14 protein-coding genes and 1 tRNA gene are annotated in these 19,844 nt (G+C 66.7%); 10 read left to right on the forward strand and 5 right to left on the reverse strand.

Going from position 1 to position 19,844, the window contains the following annotated elements; all coding sequences use genetic code 11:
• The first annotated feature begins 101 nt into the window (after positions 1–101).
• A complete protein-coding gene (locus tag V6U71_RS12380) occupies positions 102–758 on the forward strand; it encodes a TetR/AcrR family transcriptional regulator (protein WP_411338754.1) in 657 nt (218 codons plus the stop codon).
• Here the strand turns inward: V6U71_RS12380 and V6U71_RS12385 are convergent.
• The gene (locus V6U71_RS12385; RefSeq protein ID WP_411338755.1) at positions 753–1,781 is read right to left on the reverse strand and encodes a LacI family DNA-binding transcriptional regulator; all 1,029 of its coding nucleotides are present in this window, start codon (positions 1,779–1,781) and stop codon (positions 753–755) included. The genes V6U71_RS12380 and V6U71_RS12385 overlap by 6 nt on opposite strands.
• Positions 1,782–1,908: 127 nt before the next feature.
• Here V6U71_RS12385 and V6U71_RS12390 point away from each other — a divergent pair, with 127 nt between their 5' ends.
• The 6 genes from V6U71_RS12390 to V6U71_RS12415 all read left to right on the forward strand — a co-directional run bounded on the left by V6U71_RS12390 (position 1,909) and on the right by V6U71_RS12415 (position 12,697).
• Positions 1,909–4,119 carry a beta-glucosidase family protein gene (locus V6U71_RS12390; RefSeq protein WP_411338756.1) on the forward strand — a complete coding sequence of 737 codons (2,211 nt, stop codon included), beginning with the start codon at positions 1,909–1,911 and terminating at the stop codon, positions 4,117–4,119.
• Between the two features lie 22 nt (positions 4,120–4,141).
• Positions 4,142–6,406 (forward strand): TonB-dependent receptor, encoded by a 2,265-nt coding sequence (locus V6U71_RS12395; protein WP_411338757.1) that lies wholly within the window; start codon positions 4,142–4,144, stop codon positions 6,404–6,406.
• Positions 6,407–6,472: 66 nt separating this feature from the next.
• Entirely contained in the window at positions 6,473–8,179 is a 1,707-nt protein-coding gene (locus V6U71_RS12400; protein ID WP_411338758.1) for an alkaline phosphatase family protein, read from the forward strand.
• A gap of 16 nt (positions 8,180–8,195) precedes the next feature.
• A complete protein-coding gene (locus V6U71_RS12405) occupies positions 8,196–9,740 on the forward strand; it encodes a carboxylesterase/lipase family protein (RefSeq protein WP_411338759.1) in 1,545 nt (514 codons plus the stop codon).
• 22 nt (positions 9,741–9,762) lie between these two features.
• Positions 9,763–11,373 carry a carboxylesterase/lipase family protein gene (locus V6U71_RS12410; protein ID WP_411338760.1) on the forward strand — a complete coding sequence of 537 codons (1,611 nt, stop codon included), beginning with the start codon at positions 9,763–9,765 and terminating at the stop codon, positions 11,371–11,373.
• Positions 11,374–11,416: 43 nt separating this feature from the next.
• The gene (locus V6U71_RS12415; RefSeq protein WP_411338761.1) at positions 11,417–12,697 is read left to right on the forward strand and encodes a sugar MFS transporter; all 1,281 of its coding nucleotides are present in this window, start codon (positions 11,417–11,419) and stop codon (positions 12,695–12,697) included.
• Positions 12,698–12,711: 14 nt separating this feature from the next.
• On the opposite strand, the gene V6U71_RS12420 is transcribed toward V6U71_RS12415, so the two are convergent.
• Both V6U71_RS12420 and V6U71_RS12425 read right to left on the reverse strand, forming a co-directional pair.
• Positions 12,712–12,786: transfer RNA gene (locus V6U71_RS12420), tRNA-Gln, on the reverse strand.
• 55 nt (positions 12,787–12,841) lie between these two features.
• Complete coding sequence (locus tag V6U71_RS12425; RefSeq protein WP_411338762.1) at positions 12,842–13,927, reverse strand: branched-chain amino acid aminotransferase; 1,086 nt, start codon at positions 13,925–13,927, stop codon at positions 12,842–12,844.
• A gap of 79 nt (positions 13,928–14,006) precedes the next feature.
• Here V6U71_RS12425 and V6U71_RS12430 point away from each other — a divergent pair, with 79 nt between their 5' ends.
• Positions 14,007–14,519 carry a MarR family winged helix-turn-helix transcriptional regulator gene (locus V6U71_RS12430; protein ID WP_411338763.1) on the forward strand — a complete coding sequence of 171 codons (513 nt, stop codon included), beginning with the start codon at positions 14,007–14,009 and terminating at the stop codon, positions 14,517–14,519.
• 3 nt (positions 14,520–14,522) lie between these two features.
• Here the strand turns inward: V6U71_RS12430 and proC are convergent, their stop codons facing one another.
• The gene (gene proC / locus V6U71_RS12435) at positions 14,523–15,353 is read right to left on the reverse strand and encodes a pyrroline-5-carboxylate reductase (RefSeq protein WP_411338764.1); all 831 of its coding nucleotides are present in this window, start codon (positions 15,351–15,353) and stop codon (positions 14,523–14,525) included.
• Positions 15,354–15,390: 37 nt separating this feature from the next.
• Entirely contained in the window at positions 15,391–17,073 is a 1,683-nt protein-coding gene (locus tag V6U71_RS12440) for an alkaline phosphatase family protein (RefSeq protein WP_411338765.1), read from the reverse strand.
• An 85-nt stretch (positions 17,074–17,158) separates the two neighbouring features.
• On the opposite strand from V6U71_RS12440, the gene V6U71_RS12445 reads away from it, so the two are divergent.
• Together V6U71_RS12445 and V6U71_RS12450 are read left to right on the forward strand one after the other, a co-directional pair.
• A complete protein-coding gene (locus V6U71_RS12445; protein WP_411338766.1) occupies positions 17,159–19,072 on the forward strand; it encodes a protein-disulfide reductase DsbD family protein in 1,914 nt (637 codons plus the stop codon).
• On the forward strand, positions 19,072–19,812 hold the full coding sequence (locus tag V6U71_RS12450) for a TlyA family RNA methyltransferase (protein WP_411338767.1): 741 nt from the start codon (positions 19,072–19,074) through the stop codon (positions 19,810–19,812). The genes V6U71_RS12445 and V6U71_RS12450 overlap by 1 nt, the downstream gene beginning before the upstream one ends.
• Positions 19,813–19,844: the final 32 nt, after the last annotated feature.

A 19,844-nucleotide genomic window follows, 5' to 3' on the forward strand; every position in this document is an offset into this window, starting at 1 on the left:
CGTCGCGCATTGAAACCAACGCGTAAATTATATACTTACGAGTATATGGAATGCTTCACCCTTTCCTGTCAACGGGAGTCCGTGCCTTGCCAAGCCGCCGCATGACCCCGATTGCGTCCGAGCCCTCGCCTTTCCGCAGCCGCGAGGAGAAGCTCGCCGAGCGCGCGGAAAAACGCGAAGCCGTGCTGCGCGCCGCGGTCCGCATGTTCAACGCGCGCGGGTTCCACGCCACCTCGCTCGACGACGTCGCGGCCAGCCTGCATGTCAGCAAGCCGACGATCTACCATTACCTCGGCAACAAGGAACAGGTGCTGCTCGAATGCGTGAGCCGCGGGCTCGAGATGCTCGACGCCGCCGCGGCGAGAGCACGGCTCCAAAGCGGGACCGGGCTCGACAGGCTACGCGAATTCCTGCGCAGCTATGCCGAGGTCAACATGGACGATTTCGGCCGCTGCGTGATCCGGACCGGCGACGAAGTTCTGTCGGCCGAGGGCGCCACGCGCTTTCGCGCGCTGAAGTCGCGAATCGATGCCGCCTTGCGAAGCCTGATCGAAGAAGCCGTCGCCGACGGTTCGATCGCCGCCACCGACATCAAGCTCACCGCCTTCACGCTGGCGGGCGCGCTCAACTGGCCGGCGCGCTGGCACCGCCCCGACGGACCGATGCCGGCGGACGACATCGCGATTGCGGTGGTCGATATCCTGACGGCAGGACTGGCGCCGCGAAGCGCGGCGGACGACGCGCCCCAGCCTTTATGACGTGCCCCTGACGACAAGGTTCGTCGGCAACAGAAGATCGCCGTCGTCCGGCCGGCTCGCATCGGCGATGATGCTGACCGCGCGAAAGGCAAGATCGGCAATCGGTTGATGGACGGTGGTCAGCGGCGGCCACATCAGTTCTGCGATATTGCTGTTGTCGAAGCCGGCGACCGCGATATCGCCGGGGACCGACAGTCCCAGCTCGCGGATCGCGGCGATCGTACCGACGGCGATTTCATCGTTGAAGGCAAAGATCGCATCGGGCAGCGTCGCCGCGCTCCGCAGCAGTGCCAGGCTCGCCTCGCGCCCCGCCTCGGATATGCTTTCGTGCAAGTCGATGCGGGTCAGCAATATGCTCGCCGGATCGCACCCCAATTCCGCCAACGCCTCGCAAAAGGCCTGCTCGCGGACCATCGCCGCCGCATGGTCCGCGGGTCCGGCAACGACGGCGAATCTGCGGCGCCCGCTGCCCCACAAATGCCGGGCCAGTTCTCGCACCCCCTGCCGCTCGTCCGCCGCAACCGCGATCGAGCGGCCGGCCTGTTTGCCGGGCGCGATCCGCACATAGGGCAGGCCGTCGCGATCGAGCGCGTCGAGCAGCTTCTCGTCGTCACAGACCGGCGGCGTCAGGATCAGCGCATCGCAATGTGCGCCGCGCAGCCCCTGTTCGTAGCGGTCGACGATGCTGTCGACGCCATGGTCGAACTCCTCGAGGACGAGGTGATAGCCATATTGGCGGCACGCCTTTGCAGCGCCCCGGAAAATCTCCGCGAAATAATAGGACGACAGGTGCGGCATGAACGCGCCGATCAGAAAGGAGCGCGACGCCGCCAGCGAGCGGGCGGCCTGATTGACGCGATAGCCGGTCTCGCGGATCGCCGCCTCGATGCGCTCGCGCGTTGCAGCGCTGACATTGGCATTGCGATTGACGACGCGCGACACGGTCTTTGCCGACACGCCGGCGATCGCCGCGACATCATCGAGGGTGGCAGGCTTTTTCACGCCAGTGACGATAGGTTTCATCGCGCCTTGTTAGCCACCGAATACGTATCCAGTCCAGTCCTGATGTCAGCGCTGACATTTTCGATTGTCAGCGCTGACATGATTAGATAGCTAGCGATTCGAGAACAGAGATAAATGGGAGAGTTTCATGGGACCGTGGCTGTGCCGCGTAGCGCTTTTTGCCGCCTGTTCGCCTTTGGCCGTCGCCTCGCAGGCGCATGCCGGCGATACAAACAACGACGCCGACCGGCGTGCCGCGACGACCGAAGCGGCGATGACCAATGAAGAACGGGTGACGCTTCTCAACGGCATCCTCGCCATGCCGCTCGGCGATACCAAGATTCCCGAAGGCGCCCCGCTCGGCGCGGGCTATATTCCCGGCATCGAGCGCCTGGGTGTGCCCGCGCTGACCGAAACCGACGCCAGCCTTGGCGTTTCCTATATCGGCGGCCTGCGCGGCGACGGCGCCACTGCCCTGCCGTCGGGCATGGCGATGGGGTCGACGTGGAGTCCCGAGCTGATGCAGAAGGGCGGCGCACAGATCGCCGGCGAAGCGCATGCGAAAGGCTTCAACGTGCTGCTCGCGGGCGGCATCAACCTCGTCCGCGACCCGCGCGGCGGCCGCGCTTTCGAATATCTCGGCGAGGATCCGCTCCATTCGGGCCTGCTCGGCGGCGCGGCGGTTGCCGGCATCCAGTCGCGGAGCGTGATTTCGACGATCAAGCATTTCGTGCTCAACCCGACCGAAATCGGCCGCCAGTTCCACAACGGCATCATCGACGAAGGCGCGCTGCGGATGAGCGATCTGCTCGCCTTCGAAATCGCGATCGAAAAGGGACAGCCCGGTTCGGTCATGTGCGCCTATAACAAGGTCAACGGCGCGCAGGCGTGCGGCAACGACCGGATGCTGAACGGCATCCTCAAGGGCGACTGGGGTTACAAAGGCTGGGTGATGTCCGACTGGGGTTCGGTGCGGGCGACCGATTTCGCGCTCACCGGGCTCGACCAGCAATCGGGGTCGCAACTCGACGGCGCGGTATTTTTCGGCCAGCCGCTGCTCGACGCCGCCAATCGCGACAAGCGCTACCAGCGCCGCATCGCCGACATGAGCCGCCGCATCCTGCGCTCGATCTACGCCGTCGGGGTCGATCGCAATCCGCCGCGCAAGGCTCCGATCGACACCGCCGCGGGCGCCGCGGTCGCGCAGGAGATCGCCGAGAAGGGCATCGTCCTGCTCCAGAACCGCAGCAACATCCTGCCGCTCGCCGCCACTGCAAAGCGCATCCTCGTCGTCGGCGGCTATGCCGATTCGGGTGTGCTGTCGGGCGCCGGATCGTCGCAGACGCAGGGCGAAGGCGGCCCCGCCGTGTCGCTGCCGACGATGAAGGACGGGGTATTTTCGGCGCTGATGGCGCAAAATTATCATCGCTCCTCGCCACTCGATGCCATTCGCGCCCGTGCGCCGCAGGCCGAGGTTGTCTTCCGCGACGGCCGCTATCCCGCCGAAGCGGCGCTCGCGGCGAAGAACGCCGACCTCGTCATCGTCTTCGGTACCCAGTGGATGACCGAAGGGCTCGACGTCCCCGACCTGTCGCTGCCGCAGGGACAGGACGCGGTGATCGCCGCGGTGGGCAAGGCCAATCCGAACACCGTCGTCGTCCTCGAAACCGGCGGGCCCGTGGCAATGCCGTGGAAGGACGATGTCGGCGCGATCGTCGAAGCCTGGTATCCCGGCGCGCGCGGCGGCGAAGCGATTGCCGCGGTGCTGTTCGGCGACGTCAATCCGTCGGGCCGCCTGCCGGTGACCTTCCCGGCATCGGTCGCGCAACTGCCCCGCCCCGCCCTGCCCGGCGCCGAAACGGTCGAGCCGAGCTTCGCGGGTCATGGCAAGCCCGGCCAGACGCTCGACATCGACTATGATGTCGAGGGCGCCGACGTCGGTTATCGCTGGTTCGCCCGCAAGGATGAAAAGCCGCTTTATCCCTTCGGCTACGGGCTGAGTTACACCAGCTTCGAACGTTCGGGCCTCGCCGTATCGGGCGGCGCCAGCCCGACCGCATCCTTCACGATCCGCAACAGCGGCGCGCGCGGCGGCGCCGATGTCGGACAGGTCTATCTGATCGAAACCCCCAAGGGGAAGGCGCGCCGGCTCGCCGCCTTTGCGCGGGTCGAGCTGAAACCCGGCGAAGCGCGCACCCTCGACGTGCCGATCGATCCGCGCCTGCTCGCCGAATGGGGACCGAAGGGCTGGACGATCGCGCCCGGCACCTACCGCTTCGCGCTCGGCGCATCGGCCGAGGAGTTGATCGAGGAAACCGCCGTCACGCTCGCCGGCAAGACCTGGGGTTACCGCAAATAAACGACAAGACAGGGGGATTGAGATGAAGAAGATTTGGACTTCCGCTATCGCGCTCACCGCCGCGCTCGCAGCCGCCGCACCCGCCGCGGCGCAGGATGCGGCGGCGGCCGACGAACAGAGTGGCGGCTTCGGCGAAATCATCGTCACCGCGCAGAAACGCGCAGAGAATTTGCAGGACGTGCCGATCTCGGCCACCGTCCTCAGCGCCGACCAGCTTGCGTCGCGCCAGATTTTCGATCCGTCGCAGCTCCAGCTCGTCGCGCCCAGCCTGCAGGTCAAGAGCTTCAACGCCGCGCTCGGCGCCTCCAATTTCTCGGTGCGCGGCGTCGGGACATTAAGCTTCTCGAACACCATCGAAGCGAGCGTCACCTCGGTGATCGACGGCGTCGTCATGGGCAATCCGTCGCTCGGCTTCATGAATTATCTCGACCTCGCGCAGATCGAGGTGCTCAACGGGCCGCAGGGCATGTTGTTCGGCAAGAACGCGTCGGCCGGCCTCGTCAACATCACGACACGGCGCCCCGAACTCGGCCGCTTCGACGGGCAGGTGATGGGCGAGATCGCGCAGATGAAGGTTCCGGGCGACGGCTTGCTCTATCGCCTGCAGGGTATCGTCAACGTCCCGCTCGGCGACAATGCCGCGCTGCGCGTCAGCGCGTCGCAAACCCACACCGATCCGGTGATCAAGAATCTCGTCGCCGTCCCCGGCAGCCAATATGGGCAGGACCAGACCAGCCTGCGCGCCAAGCTGCTCTGGGAACCGACGTCGCAGCTCAGCATCTTCATCGCCGGCGACTATGCCCATTCCTCGGGCGTCGGCTCGGGCGGCAGCGCCGACCGCATCGTCCGTCCGACCAGCCGCTTCGCCGCCGAAAACGACGATCTCGGCATCGTCGCCGGACCCGACAATTTCTTTTCGAGCTATGGCGCCCCGACGCGCGCAACCTTCGACGTCGGCGGGTTGCAGGCGAATATCGATTATGAATTCGCCAGCGGCCACACGCTGACCAGCATCACCGCCTGGCGCAAGTTCGATGCCGACAATCTGTTCGATTCCGACAAGCATCGCATTAACCTGCTCGACACCAACCACCAGCTTTCGAAGATCAGCCAGTTCACCGAAGAGCTGCGGCTGGCGTCGCCGGTCGGCCAATTCTTCGAATATCAGCTCGGCCTCTATTATTATGATTCGAAAAGCGATTCCGACATCACGGCGGCCGGCGCCAACGGGCTGACGACCCCGCCGCCAGCCGGATTCGAGGCATGGGTGGGGACGCGCTCGACGGGGTCGATGACCTCGAAAAGCTATGCTGCCTTCGGGCAGGGCACGCTCAACCTCAGCGACAGCTTCCGCTTCACTTTCGGCGGACGCTACACCTCGGACAAGCTCAAGCTGCGCTCGGTCAGCGATGCGTCGGACTTCGTGATCCCGCTCGGCGCCGCGGGGTCGCGCGACCAGCGGATCAGCGAGGAGAATTTCTCGTGGCGCGTCGGCGCGCAATATGACCTGACCGACGACGTCATGGCCTATGCCTCCGTCGCGCGCGGCTACAAGGGGCCGGGCTTCAACCTGACGATCGATCCGCGCGCGCCGCTCATCATGCCCGAAATTCCGACCTCCTACGAAGCGGGGATCAAATCGACGCTGCTCGACCGCCACCTGATCTTCAACATCTCGGGCTACACCTCGACCTTCAAGAACTTCCAGGCGCAGGCGTTCGATACCGCCAGCAACGGCTATGTCCTGCTCAACGCGGGCGCCCTCAAGTCGCGCGGGTTCGAGATCGAGGCTTCGGCATTGCCTGCCGAAGGGCTCGTCTTCAACCTCGGAGTCAGCTACGTCGACGCCTTCTTCTCCGATTTCCAGGCCGACCGCTGCTATCCCTTCCAGCCCGATTGCCGCGCCAACGGCACGGTCGATTCATCGGGCAACCGGCTGCCGAACGTGCCCAAATGGACGGTCAGCCTGACCGGCCGCTATGAAACGCCGGTCAGCGAAAGCCTCGCGGTCTTCCTGCAGGGCGCACTCTATGCCCGCACCAAGTCGAACTTCAGCTCAACCGAGGATCCGAACACCAACCTGCCGGGCTATGCGCTGTTCGATGCGAGCATCGGGCTCAAGCAGATCGACGACAAATACAAGCTGACCCTGTTCTGCCGCAATTGCTTCGACAAGCGCCAGCCGACCTTCATCAACTCCAACTCGCAGTCGCGCGGCGACTATTACCATATGTTCGGGCTCAACTCGTTCCGGACGCTCGGCCTCGCACTCGAAGGCCGTTTCTAAAGAGCCAGCAGCAGGTGCCGGACCACCGGGGGGATGGTCCGGCACCAAAACCGGAGTTTGGGCAGGATGAAGAAGTGGATCGCAGCAACGGCCGGCAGCATCGCTCTGGCGGCGATGAGCTCGGCGCCCGCGGCCGCCGAAGAAAGCCCGACGCCGAAGCTGGTCATCCTGATCTCGATCGACCAGTTCTCGGCCGATCTGTTCGGTGCGAACCGCGGCGAATTTCGCGCCGGTCTCGCGACGCTGGCAGAGGGCATCGTCTATGCGAACGGCTTCCATGCGCAGGGCGTGACCGAAACCTGCGCGGGTCACGCGGTGATCGCGAGCGGCCGGCACCCGAATGCGACGGGTATCATCGCCAACCAATGGTTCGACCAGCGCGGCGGGGTCGACCGCTATTGCACCGACGACGGCGTCCATGTCGCGGCGCGTGCGACCCGCAAGCTCGGGGTCGGGCCCGGGATGCTTCGGGTGTCGACCCTCGGCGACTGGCTGAAAGCCGCCTCGCCCGCCAATCGCGTCTTCTCCGTTGCGGGCAAGGACCGTTCGGCGATCATGATGGGCGGCCATCGCCCCGACGGCGCCTTCTGGTTCGACGGCAAGCAGGGCTTCGACAGCTGGGGCAAGGATGCCGCAGAAGCGCAGCACCGCCTGTCGCCGCTAGCCGGTATTAACGCCAGACTCGCGCAGCGGCTGAGTGCGCCCCCGCCCGCCTGGACCTATCGCCGCGAAAGCTGCGCTGCCCGCGAAGCCGTCATTCCCCTGCCCGGCGGCAAAAGCTTCCACGCCCATCTGCCGTCCGATCCGGCGGCGTCGATCCCCGGCCAGCCGCCCGCAAGCGGCCCGGCGCTACCGCCGTGGTTCTACGATCAGGTCACCGTCGATGCCGCCATCGACCTCATCGACAATCAAAAGCTTGGCCGCTCATCGGGAACCGACCTGCTCGCGGTCGGCCTGTCGGCGACCGACATGGTCGGCCACGCCTATGGCACGCAGGGACCGGAGATGTGCGACCAGATGGCGCGGGTCGACGAGGAAGTCGGGCGGCTGCTGAAACGGATCGGCGATCTTCACATTCCTGTGCTCATCGCGCTGACCGCCGATCATGGCGGCGGCGATATTCCCGAGCGACTGGCGGCGCGAGGCTATCGCGATGCCGGGCGGATCGACACCGCAGCGCTGCTCACCGACCTCAACGCCGCGGCGCGCGCCGCGACGGGCATCGGCTGGGACCCGCTGCGTCCCGCCTATTTCGACCCGACCCAGCTCGTCGTCGTCGATGCCGGCGGGCGATCGCTCGGCGACGCCGGACTGAAGAACCGCATTGCCGCGGCAACAGCCGCGCGCGCTCTCACCCGGCCGGGCATCGCGGGCGCATGGACCGCGGCGGAGTTGCGGACGCGCAAACCCGATGCGCACCAGTCGCCCGACCTCATGCCGGTCGCCGATCGCATGGCGCTATCCTTCTATCCCGACCGCAGCGGCGACGTGCTGCTCGCGACCGATCCGCTGAAAATCGCCGCGCCGCCGCTGCCCGGCCTGTTCATGATGGGCCATTCGGGACCAAGCGACTTCAACCGCCGCGTCCCCATCCTCTTCTGGTGGCCCGGCGTCGTTTATCAGGAACGTGCGCTGCCGGTGCGCGTCGCCGACGTCGCGCCCACCCTCGCCGCGGCGATGCGGGTTGCGCCGACCGATGCGGTCGATGGCGAATGCCTCGAACTCAGCGATCCGGGCTCGGCGTGCCCCGCTTTGCCCGCTCCCTCGCGATAGCTTTGAAAGGACAGAAATGCGCATATTCCCTGCCATCGCCCTCGCGCTGACAATCGCATCGCCCGCCGCCGCTGCGGAGCAGCCCGTCGTCGAGACCCGCAGCGGTGCCGTCGAGGGTGTCGCCGAGGGCGAAAGCACCGCCTATCGCGGCATTCCCTATGCCCAGCCACCGGTCGGCGATCTGCGCTGGCGCGCGCCGCAGCCCGCCGAGTCCTGGCAGAAGCTTCGCGTTGCCGACAGCTTCGGCCCCGATTGCATGCAAATACCGTACAAGGCCGATGCCGCACCGCTGGGGGTCAAGCCGTCGGAGGATTGCCTCTATCTCAACGTCTGGACCCCGGCCGGACAGCCGCGCCAGAAATTGCCGGTAATGGTCTGGATCTATGGCGGCGGCTTCGTCAACGGCGGCAGCTCGCCGCCGGTCTATTCGGGCTGCGCCTTCGCCGAATCGGGGGTGGTCTTCGTCAGTTTCAACTACCGGCTCGGCCGCTTCGGCTTCTTTGCCCATCCCGCGCTCAGCCGCGAGGCCGCCGGGGCGCCGACGGGGAATTATGCGATCCTCGACCAGATTACGGCGCTCAAATGGGTGCAGGACAATATCGCGGCGTTCGGCGGCGATCCCGGCAACGTCACCATCTTCGGCGAATCGGCGGGCGGTATGTCGGTGCATGCGCTAACCACGACCCCGCTCGCGAAGGGGCTGTTCCACAAGGCCATCAGCATGTCGGGCGGCGGGCGCGACCTGATGGGGCCGCTCAGGACCGCGGCCGAGGCCGAAGCGATCGGCACCGGCTTCGCGCAAGCGAAGGGAGTCACAGGCGACGGCGCCGATGCAGCCGCGGCGCTCCGCGCCCTCCCCGCCGACAGCGTGATGAGCGGCCTCAACTTGATGAGCCTGTTCGGCGCGAAGGATTTTACCCCGCTCTATGCGGACGGGCAAATCGTGCGGCGGTCGGTCGATGCGGCCTATGCCGCCGGCGACGGCGCCGCGATCCCGATGATGATCGGCGCCAACGACGCCGACGGCTTCTTCTTCGGCGGCGGGATCGATCAGGCCTATGCGCCGCTGGCGGCGGTGCGGGCGGATGCCGAACAAGTCTATGATCCCGCCGGCGGCAAGGACGCAATGCGCGTCGGGGTCGCGGTCTCGGCCGACATGATGTTCCTCGAACCCGCGCGGCATGTCGCACGGATTATCGCCGCGCGCGGACAACCGGTATTCACCTATCGCTTCGGCTATGTCCCCGAATATCTGCGCGCCAAGGTGCCGGGCGCTTTCCACGCCAGCGAACTGCCCTTCATCTTCGACACCGTCGACGTCCGCCATGGCGCCGTAACGGCACCCGCCGATCGCACCGCCGCGCGGCTGGCGCATGACTATTGGGTCAATTTCGCGAAGAACGGCGTGCCCTCCGCAAATGGCGGGGGGGCCTGGTCGCCTTATGCTGCGGCGACCGACAACGTCATGATCTTCGATGCCACGGGCGCGCATGAAACGGCTGATCCGATCCGCACCCGGCTCGATTTCGTCGAGCGGGTCGTGACCGCCAAGGCACCCTGACCAAATGGCGGGAGTTATCTCGATGCGCTTTTTGCCTTCGCTCGCGGTCCTGCTCGGCTCGCTCCTGTCCGCACCATCGGCAAGGGCGCAGGTCCCGGTGGTCGCGATAGAAAGCGGCGAACTCACAGGCGCGGTCGACGATGGCATTGTCCGCTTCCTCGGCATCCCCTACGCCGCCCCGCCGACCGGCGACCGGCGCTGGGCCGCACCCGAAGCACCGCTGCCGTGGACCGGCCGCCGCACGGCAAACAGCTACGGCCCCGGCTGTGTCCAGGCGATCACCCCCGACGGCTTCGGTCCGTGGACGCGCGAATATGTGGCGCCGCCGCCGGTTTCCGAAGATTGCCTGACCCTCAACATCTGGGCGCCGGCGAACCCCGACGGCAAGCCGCTGCCGGTGATGGTCTGGATCCATGGCGGCGCCTTCATGTCGGGGTCGAACGCCGTACCGATCTACGATGGTGCCGAACTGGCGCGGCAAGGCATCATTGTCGTGTCGATCAACTACCGCCTTGGCGTCTTCGGCTTTGCCGCCTTTCATGATCTCGCGGGCGACCCCGGCGGCGGCACCAATTTCGGGCTGCAGGACATGATCGCGGCGCTCCGCTGGACGCGGCGCAATATCGGGCGCTTCGGCGGCGACCCCGCGCAGGTGACGATTGCGGGCCAGTCGGCGGGCGCCATGGCGGTGCATATGCTGCTCCTGTCGCCACAGGCTGACGGGCTGTTCGCGCGCGCAATCGCGCAGAGCGGCATCGTAGAGGTGCCGCTGCCCGAACGCGGCGAAGCGGATCGTCGCGGCGCCGACCTGCTGGCGCGCGCGAGGCTGTCCGATGTCGGGGCGTTGCGCCGGCTGCCCGCCGATCGGGTGGCCGCGCTGCTCGATGCGGGCCCGCTGGCCGGGGCCGGCGAGGTCGGCGGCATGCCGCTGCTCGGCCCGGTCGTCGATGGATCGATCCTGCCCGCACAGGTCGCGGCGATGGAGGCGGCGGGCCGGCGCCGCGCCGTGCCGGTTCTCGTCGGACTGAATGCCGACGAAGGCGTACTCAACCCCGCCTATTTCCGCACCACCGCCGCCGAGGTGCGCGCCCGTGCGACGCGGATGATGGGCGAAACGGGCACCGATATCCTGCTGGCGGGCGATCCGCTCGACAGCGAAGCGGCGATATTGGCGACGGGCCGCAAGCTGACGCGGCGCTACGGGCTCGCCTCGCTCGCCGACTGGGCGCGCGCGCATCGCGCACCCGCGTTCGCCTATTACTTCACCCATGCCGAACCCGGCCCCGGATCGGACCTGTTCGGCGCCTTCCATTCGGCCGAAATCCCTTATGCCTTCAACAACTTGAAAGTAGCCCCCGACCGGCCCTTTACCGACCGCGATCGCGACATCGCCGCAACCATGTCGAAATACTGGGCCAATTTCGTCAAGCACGGCGACCCCAATGGCCCCGGCCTCCCGACCTGGCCGGCCTTCGTCGGACCGGCCCGCAACATCATGGAACTGGGTGAAAACTTCGCGCTCTGGCACGCCGATCACGCAAAGATCGAGATGCTGCTTGACCGGTTGCCGCATGGCCCCGGGCGATCGGTCTTCGGCATCGACAGCTTCGCGGAAACGCCGCGCGATCGGTGATCGGGCCGTGACCCGATCCTTTTCGCATTTCAGGAAAGACAATATGGCCATTGCATCCCCCGGCGTCGACGCATCCGATCAACCTTCGGCCCCGATCGATGCGCCCGAACTGCGCCTGTTCGTGATGGGCCTGTTCTTCATCTTCGGCGGTATCACCAGCCTCAACGACGTGATCATTCCAAAACTCAAGGAATTGTTTACGCTGAATTATACGCAGGCGATGCTGGTCCAGTTCTGCTTTTTCGCCGCCTATTTGCTGGTCGGCATCCCCGGCGCGAAGCTGGTCAAGAAGATCGGCTATATGCGCGGCGCCGTCGCCGGGCTGCTGACGATGATGGCCGGCTGCCTGCTCTTCATCCCGGCGTCGCAGAGCGCGACCTATGGACTGTTCCTGTTCGCGCTGTTCGTGCTCGCCAGCGGGGTGGTGATCGTGCAGGTCGTCTCCAATCCGCTGATCTCGCTCCTCGGCAAACCCGAAACGGCGCATAGCCGCCTGACCTTTGCGCAGGCCTTCAATTCGCTCGGCACCACCGTCTTTCCCTATGTCGGCGCAACGCTCATTCTCGGCAGCCTCGCGGCGATCAGCGCCGACCAGCTCTCGGGCGTCGAACTCGACGCCTATCGCACGGCGGAAACCCAGGCGATCGTCCACGGCTATCTCGGCATCGCGGCGGCGCTTGCCGTCGTCGCCGCAGCGGTCTGGATGTTCCGGGGCCGGCTGCAGGGCGAACGACATGGGGAAAGCGCCGGGCTTGCCGGGCTCGACCTGCTGCGGCGACCGCGCTTCGGCTTCGGCGCGCTCTGCATCTTCCTTTACGTCGGCGCCGAAGTGTCGATCGGCTCGCTGATCGTCAATTACCTGATGCAGCCCGGCGTCATGGCGCTGCCCGAGCAGGCGGCGGGCAAGCTGATCGGCCTTTATTGGGGCGGCGCGATGATCGGCCGCTTCATCGGGTCGGGGCTGATGCGCATCGTCAGCCCCGGCAAGCTCCTCGCCGGTGTGGCGGCCGGCGCGATCGCCCTGATCCTTGTTTCGACCGCGTCGACAGGCGCGCTATCCGGTTACAGCCTGCTGGCGATCGGGCTGATGAACGCGATCATGTTCCCGACGATCTTCAGCCTCGCCTGCGAGCGGCTGGGCAGCCGCGCCGCAGACGGGTCGGGGATCATCAATGTCGCTATCTTCGGCGGCGCCGTCGTGCCGCTCGCTACCGGTGCGCTCGCCGACGTCACGGGCAGTCTGGCGATCGCCCTCGCGCTCCCGGCTGCCTGCTATGCCGTGATCGCCGCCTTCGGCGTCTACGCCCGCAAACCTGCGCAATAAGGGAAAACACCGGCTGGCTGGGGCGGCAGGATTCGAACCTGCGAATGGCGGCATCAAAAGCCGCTGCCTTACCACTTGGCGACGCCCCAACGGGCCGGTGCGAGCGCGTCTATAGCGCCTGACGGCCGCTTGGCAAGCGAAGGGTCAGAGCCGCGTGACCCAGCCGTGCGGGTCTTCGGCGCGGCCGCGCTGGATGTCGACGAGCTTGCTCTTGAGCATCTCGGTAACCTGCCCCGGACCGCCGGCGCCGATCGTGAAGCTTGTCTCGCCGCGCGTCACCTTGCCGACCGGCGTCACCACCGCCGCGGTGCCGCATGCAAAGCTTTCGGTCAGGCGGCCGCTTTCCGCATCGGCCTGCCACTGGTCGATCGCATAGGGCTCTTCGCGTACCGTCAGGCCGGCATCGCGCGCCAGCGTGATGATCGCGTCGCGGGTGATCCCGGGCAGGATCGTGCCGGTCAGCGGCGGCGTCACGATGCTGCCGTCCTCGAAGACGAAGAACATGTTCATGCCGCCCAGTTCTTCGATCCAGCGATGCTCGGCGGCGTCGAGGAAAACGACCTGGTCGTGCCCCTTGGCGATCGCTTCGCGCTGCGCGATGAGGCTGGAGGCATAGTTGCCGCCGCATTTCGCGGCGCCGGTGCCGCCGGGCGCGGCGCGCGTATAATCTTCCGACACCCACAGCGAGATCGCCGGCGCCCCCGACTTGAAATAATTGCCGACGGGCGAGGTGATAACGAGGAACTGATATTCGGACGCCGGCTTGACACCGAGGAACACCTCACTCGCGAACATGAAGGGGCGCAGGTACAGCGCGCCGCCGTCGACCGGCGGGAACCAGTGCGCGTCGGCCGCAACCGCTTCCTTCACCGCCGCGATGAACATTTCTTCCGGCAGTTCGGCCATCGCCATCCGGCGCGCGCTGGCATTGAAACGCGCGGCATTGGCTTCGGGACGGAACAGCGCCATCGAGCCGTCTTCAAGCCGATAGGCCTTCAGCCCTTCGAAGATCTCCTGCGCATAATGGAGCACCGCGGTCGCCGGATCGATCGCCAGCGGCCCGCGCGGCATCACCTGCGCATCGTGCCAGCCCTTGTCGTCCGAATAGCGGATCGACACCATATGGTCGGTGAAAACGCGCCCGAACGCCGGGTCCGCGATCGCCGCCGCGCGTACATCGTCCGCAGTCGGGTTGGGATGCGGCAGACGGTTGAAGGCGGGAGCGAGCATGGCGTAGATACCTGTTGGCTGGGGTTGAATGGTGCGCGCCTCTTGCCAAAGCACGGCCTCGCGCGCAACGGTAGCGACTATGCCGGATGAAAATTTTCTTTCACAAGTTCCTGCCGCCTCTGCCCTTTTCTTGCGCGAGGAGGAAGTGCGCCGGGGTATCGAATATCTGTTCTTCGCCCATGGCGCGCTGTGGCGCGCGATCGACGCGCGCCTTGCCGAAAACGAGCTTGGACGGGCGCATTACCGGGCGCTTTATTTCATCGCGCGTCAGCCCGGGCTGACGATCACCGACCTTCTGACCTTGCTTGGCATCACCAAGCAGTCGCTTGGCCGCGTGGTCAAGGAACTCGAAGCGCGCGAGATGCTGGTTACGCGTCCGGGCAACCGCGACCGGCGGCAAAAGGAACTGCGCCTGACTGAAGCAGGCCGCGCGCTCGAAAAATCGGTTTTCGCGCTGCTCCGCGACGCGATGAGCCGCGCCTATACCCACGCCGGGCAGGCAGCGGTGACCGGCTTCTGGCAGGTCAGCGAAGCGCTGGTTCCCGCGCGCGAGCGTAGCCGGATCGCGGCGCTGGGGCGCGAGCCCGGCTAAGGATCAACTGTCGCCGCGCGCGATGTCGGCGAGTTCGCGGCCGCGATCGCGCGCCGCACGCAGCACATTGGTCATCAGCGCGACGAGCTGCCCGCCCTCGTCGAGCACGTCGAGCCCGGCCTGCGTCGTCCCGCCCTTGCTCGCGACCTGCGCCGCTAGCGCGCCCGGTTTCTCGCCGCTGCTTTCGAGCAGCGCGGTCGAACCACCGAACGTCGCGGTCGCCAGCCGCAGCGAATCGTCGGCCGAAAGGCCGAGCCGTTCGCCCGCAGCGGCATAGGATTCGATCAGACGAAAGACGAAGGCCGGACCGCTGCCGGTGAATGCCGTTACGAGGTCCATTGTCGAATCGTCGGCGAGCGCGACGACGGTGCCCAACGGCTTCAGAAGCGACGTGATCGCCGCCTCGTCGGCCTTACCTTGGCTGGCGACCGCGGATACCCCGGCGCCGATGCGCGCAGCGAGATTGGGCAGGATACGGACCTGCGCCTTCGCACCGGGAAAGCGCGCGGCCAAATCGGCAAGCGAGACGCCGGCAAGAATCGAGAGCAGATGTGTATCGCCCTGCACGACCGGCGCGAGGTCGCCCGCGACTTCGCCGAGCTGCTGCGGCTTCATGCCCAGCATCACCCATTCGGCGGCCCCGTCGGCCGCCGACCAATCGGCGAGCGATGCAAAATGCGCGATCCCTTCACGCGGCGCTGCAAACGGATCAACGATCGCGACCTGCGCCGGATCGAGTCCCGCCGCGAGCCAGCGGTCGAGCATGGCCCCCGCCATATTGCCGCAGCCGACCAGCAGCATGCGCCCCGCAAATTTCCCCAATGTTTTCGTCATGGTCCCTGTCTTCTTGTCCGTTTTCTTTTATGTTTCTCTACCGGCAACTGCTTTCGGGCCCCGAAATCAGGTCGAGGCAGCGCCCGTCGATCTTGCTCGCGTCGACCGTCAGGCCGATCAGCGATGCCAGCGTCGGCAGGATATCGACCGTCATCACCGCGTTGCTCTGCTCGAAACCGGCAAGGCCCTTGCGCCAGAACAGCATCGGCACCCGCCGGTCATAATCCCACACCGACCCGTGCGTCGCAACATAGCGGCTCGTATCGGCGATCGGCGTCACGCGCGGCTTCAGCACGACGATAAAGTCGCCCGACCGCTGCGCATTATAGGAGGCGCGCAGCTTGTCCAGCATGCTCCAGCTATCGGGTGCTTCTTTCGAGATCGGCCGTGCCGCAAGTTCCTCGCCCGTCACCACCGCCTCGACCTGCGGAAAGGCCCGGAAGCGCGCGATGAATTCGGCCATCGCCGCCTTACGCTGCGCCGCGGTCAATGTCTTCGCCAGATACATGTCGCCGAACGGTCCGTCGCTGTAGAGCAGCGGCTGCGGCAACCCGAGCTTTTCGGCGACCGATTTGGCGATCGCATCCGGATTGATCGCGGTATCGACCCGCGTGGCGGCGGGCCAGCCGTTCTGGCGATTGCGCTCGGGAATATCGTGCCCGCCATGATCGGCGGTCAGCGCCACGACATAGTCGATCCCCGTCGCATCGAGCCGCGCAAAGAAATCGCCGAGCTCGCGGTCGAGGCCCATGATCTGCAGGCACATTTCGGTGCCCTCGGTCCCGAAACCATGGCCGACATAGTCGGTCGCCGACAAGCCGAGAATCAGGAGGTCGGTCGTGCTCCCCTCGCCCAGCCGCCGCGCCTGACGCAGGGCCGCGCCGGCGGCGAGCACGGCGCCGTCGGCCTCGGGCGAGGCCAGGAACCTGCGGAAATCGCCGCCATCGCGGGCGAGGCGGCCGTTGCCGAGAATACGGTCGCCGACCGGGATCGCGATATCCTGATCCGCGCAGTCGGCCGGAAGCGGCAGTCCCTGACGCGGCTGGGCGATGGCCGCCACAATCGCCGCGCCGGCCTGCGTCGCGGTCGGCGACAGCGTCGTCCCGCGATCGCTGGTAAGCCCGGTCGGCGCGAGCCACACCAGTTCGTCGGCCTTGCGCCCGCCCATCATGATCGCGGCGCGATCCTTGCCCGCGACCGACACCACCTGCGCGTTCGGATCGCGCGCCTTCATCAGGTCGCCGAGCGTCGGCACGAGGAGGTGATCGACCGACGGCGCGTATTTGCCGCTGCCCGAACTGGTGCCCGGCACCGTTTCGTCCTCGGCGCAATAGAGTCGCTTGTCCTCGCGCGCCGCCGACAGGTCGAAATAATTGTTCGCGATGATCCCGGTGTGCGCCGGATGATTGCCGGTCAGGATCGTCGAATGGCCGGGGCACGTCTCGGTCGCGCCATGCGCCTGATAGCCCGACGGGAAGACGACGCCCGACGCGAGCCGCGCCAGGCCACCGGTGAAATGGCCACGATATTGCGCGAACAGGTCGGCCGAGAACTGGTCGACCGAGATCATCACGATCAGTTTGGGTGGCGGCGTCGCCGCGGTGACCTTCTGCGCCGGCGGCGCTGCGTCCTGCGCCAGGCCTGCGCCGGGACCCGCGACACAAAGCACGGCTGCCAACGCAGTCGTCAGATATTTGAGCTTCACGGACGGCGTCTCCATTCGGGGGGGTGTCAGCGCGGGCTGTCCTCTCGACGAAAGCCGCCTATATGGCAAGCCTCGAACTACGGGCAGGCGCGGGTTGAGCATGGAACGCAGGCAAGACGGATTTGTGACAATGGCGTGGCGCGGCGCGCTCGCGCTGCTGGCACTTGCCGTGGTTGCATGGACGCCGGCGGCCGCCCGTTCGACGCATATCACGCCAAAGCTGGTGGCCGAATCGGCGGCGCCGGCCCCCGGCGGTACGACGACGCTGGCGCTGACCATGGTGCCCGAAAAGACCTGGCACGGCTATTGGTCGAACGGCGGCGACGCCGGTTTCGGCCTGCAGGTCGAATGGAATGCGCCCGAGGGCGTCACCGTCGAGCCTTTTCGCTATCCGGTCCCCGACGCGCTGATTCTCTTCGGCATGATGAACCATGTCTACGAGCATCCCTATGCGCTGCTCGCCGACGTGCGCATCGACAAAAGCGTCGCGCCGGGCACCGACCTCACGCTGTCGGGCGTCGCCAACTGGCTCGCCTGCACTGACAAGGTTTGCGTCCCTGAAAAGGCGGTGATTTCGGTTGCGCTGAAGGCCGGTGACGGCAAGGTCGCTGCCTCCGACCGTGAGCGCTTCGACGCATGGCGCGCGCTGCTCCCGCAGCCGCTCGACCGCCATGGCACTTGGGAACCCCGCGGCGACACGGTCCGCTTCGCCATCCCCCTGCCCGCGAGCACCGCGATCGATGCGCCGCACCTGTTTGTCGAGACGCGCAATCTGGTCGACTATGCGGCCACGCAAAATTTCAGCCGCAACGGCAATCATATCATCGTCGAAACGCGCACCAAGGGCGACGCTGCCGGGACGATCACGGCGCTGCTCAAGCTTGGCAGCGGACGCGGGCTTTCGCTACAACTCGACCCCGGCGCCGTACCCGCCGCAGGCAAAGCCATTGCCGGGCCCTCCAGCGGGATCGATATGGCGCTGTTCTGGACCGCGCTCGGTGGCGCGATCCTCGGCGGCCTCATCCTCAACCTGATGCCCTGCGTCTTCCCGATCCTCAGCCTCAAGGCGCTCAGCCTCGCGCGCTCGGGCGGGGACGTGCGCGCGGCGAAGGTCGAGGCGCTGGCCTATACGGCAGGGGCCGCCCTCACCGCGCTGTTACTCGGCGCCATCCTGCTGGGGCTGCGCGCCGCCGGCGAGCAGGTCGGCTGGGCATTCCAGCTCCAGCATCCGCTCAGCGTCTTCCTGCTCCTCCTGCTCGCCATCGCCATCACGCTCAATCTTGCCGGGGTCTATGAGCTGCCGTCGTTCGGCGGCGGCCAGCGGTTGGCGGATCGGGGCGGCGCAGCGGGCGGCTTCTGGACCGGCGCCCTCGCCGCCTTTGTCGCGACACCATGCAGCGGGCCGTTGCTTGGCGCCGCGCTCGGCGCGACACTCGTCCTGCCGGCATGGGCCGCGCTACCGATCTTCGGCGGCCTTGGTTTCGGCATTGCCCTGCCCTTCCTCGCCATCGGCTTCGTTCCGGCACTCCGCAACCGCCTGCCCAAGCCCGGACCGTGGATGGCCCGTTTCCGCAAATGGATGGCGGTGCCGATGGCGCTGACCGCGCTCGCGCTCGCGGTGCTGCTGTGGCGGCAAATCGATAGTGGCTGGCAGGATCGCGGCGCGCAAACTGCGGCCTCGGCAAATAGCTTTTCTCCCGCAGCACTCGTCAAGGCTCGCGCCACCGGCAAACCCGTCTTCGTCTATTTCACCGCCGACTGGTGCCTGTCGTGCAAGGCGAACGAGGCTGGCGCGATCAACCGCGAGGCCGTGCAGGACGTCTTCAAGGACAAGGGCGTCGTCACGCTCGTCGGCGATTGGACGAACGGCGATCCCGTCATCACCCGCACCCTCGCCGAACATGGCCGCAACAGCGTGCCGCTCTACCTCTGGTACGCGCCGGGCGCGGCAAAGCCCGAAATCCTGCCGCAGATCCTCACCCCCGGCCTGCTCACCGACAAGGCGGGCGGCTGATGGCGAAGCAGCGCGCCGACCAGTTGCTCGTCGACCGCGGCCTCGCCGAAAGCCGGACGCGGGCGCAGGCATTAATCCTCGCCGGGCTCGCCTTCGTCGGCGACCGCAAGATCGACAAGGCAGGGCAGCAGGTCGCCGAGGATGCCGAGATCAGTGTCAAGGGCCGCGACCATCCGTGGGTGTCGCGCGGCGGCGTCAAACTCGACCATGCGCTGAGCCACCTCGGCTGGGACGTGACGGGCGCGGTCGCGATCGACGTCGGATCGTCGACCGGCGGCTTTACCGACGTGCTGCTCAGCCGCGGCGCGGCGCGCGTCTATGCCGTCGATTCGGGCACCAACCAGCTCGCGTGGAAATTGCGGCAAGACGGGCGCGTCGTCGTCCACGAACAAACGAGCGCGCGTATCCTGACGCCCGCGCATATCCCCGAACCCGTCGATCTGATCGTCTGCGACGCCAGCTTCATCGCCCTGTCGAAAGTGCTCCCGGTGCCGCTGTCCTTCGCGAAAGACGGCGCCCGCCTTGTCGCGCTGATCAAGCCGCAGTTCGAGGCCGAACGCCACGAGGTCGGCAAAAAGGGCGTCGTGCGCGATACCGCCGTCCATGCGCGCGTCTGCGCCGAAGTTCGCGGCTGGCTCGAAAGCGAAAACTGGCGCGTCGCCGATCTGGTTGAAAGCCCGATCACCGGCCCCGAGGGCAATGTCGAATTCCTGATTGCGGCCACAAAATCTGCGGCTTGACGCTGGGCACGCCAGCCGCGACACCTCATCCG

Source organism: Sphingopyxis sp. J-6 (genome assembly GCF_046603995.1).
Classification (GTDB): Bacteria; Pseudomonadota; Alphaproteobacteria; order Sphingomonadales; family Sphingomonadaceae; genus Sphingopyxis.

Bases quoted from the DNA above. Each gene is read 5' to 3' on its own strand.
- V6U71_RS12380 (WP_411338754.1), top strand. From the start codon at position 102: ATGACCCCGATTGCGTCCGAGCCCTCGCCTTTCCGCAGCCGCGAGGAG.
- V6U71_RS12385 (WP_411338755.1), bottom strand. From the start codon at position 1,781: ATGAAACCTATCGTCACTGGCGTGAAAAAGCCTGCCACCCTCGATGAT.
- V6U71_RS12390 (WP_411338756.1), top strand. From the start codon at position 1,909: ATGGGACCGTGGCTGTGCCGCGTAGCGCTTTTTGCCGCCTGTTCGCCT.
- V6U71_RS12395 (WP_411338757.1), top strand. From the start codon at position 4,142: ATGAAGAAGATTTGGACTTCCGCTATCGCGCTCACCGCCGCGCTCGCA.
- V6U71_RS12400 (WP_411338758.1), top strand. From the start codon at position 6,473: ATGAAGAAGTGGATCGCAGCAACGGCCGGCAGCATCGCTCTGGCGGCG.
- V6U71_RS12405 (WP_411338759.1), top strand. From the start codon at position 8,196: ATGCGCATATTCCCTGCCATCGCCCTCGCGCTGACAATCGCATCGCCC.
- V6U71_RS12410 (WP_411338760.1), top strand. From the start codon at position 9,763: ATGCGCTTTTTGCCTTCGCTCGCGGTCCTGCTCGGCTCGCTCCTGTCC.
- V6U71_RS12415 (WP_411338761.1), top strand. From the start codon at position 11,417: ATGGCCATTGCATCCCCCGGCGTCGACGCATCCGATCAACCTTCGGCC.
- V6U71_RS12425 (WP_411338762.1), bottom strand. From the start codon at position 13,927: ATGCTCGCTCCCGCCTTCAACCGTCTGCCGCATCCCAACCCGACTGCG.
- V6U71_RS12430 (WP_411338763.1), top strand. From the start codon at position 14,007: ATGCCGGATGAAAATTTTCTTTCACAAGTTCCTGCCGCCTCTGCCCTT.
- proC (WP_411338764.1), bottom strand. From the start codon at position 15,353: ATGACGAAAACATTGGGGAAATTTGCGGGGCGCATGCTGCTGGTCGGC.
- V6U71_RS12440 (WP_411338765.1), bottom strand. From the start codon at position 17,073: ATGGAGACGCCGTCCGTGAAGCTCAAATATCTGACGACTGCGTTGGCA.
- V6U71_RS12445 (WP_411338766.1), top strand. From the start codon at position 17,159: ATGGAACGCAGGCAAGACGGATTTGTGACAATGGCGTGGCGCGGCGCG.
- V6U71_RS12450 (WP_411338767.1), top strand. From the start codon at position 19,072: ATGGCGAAGCAGCGCGCCGACCAGTTGCTCGTCGACCGCGGCCTCGCC.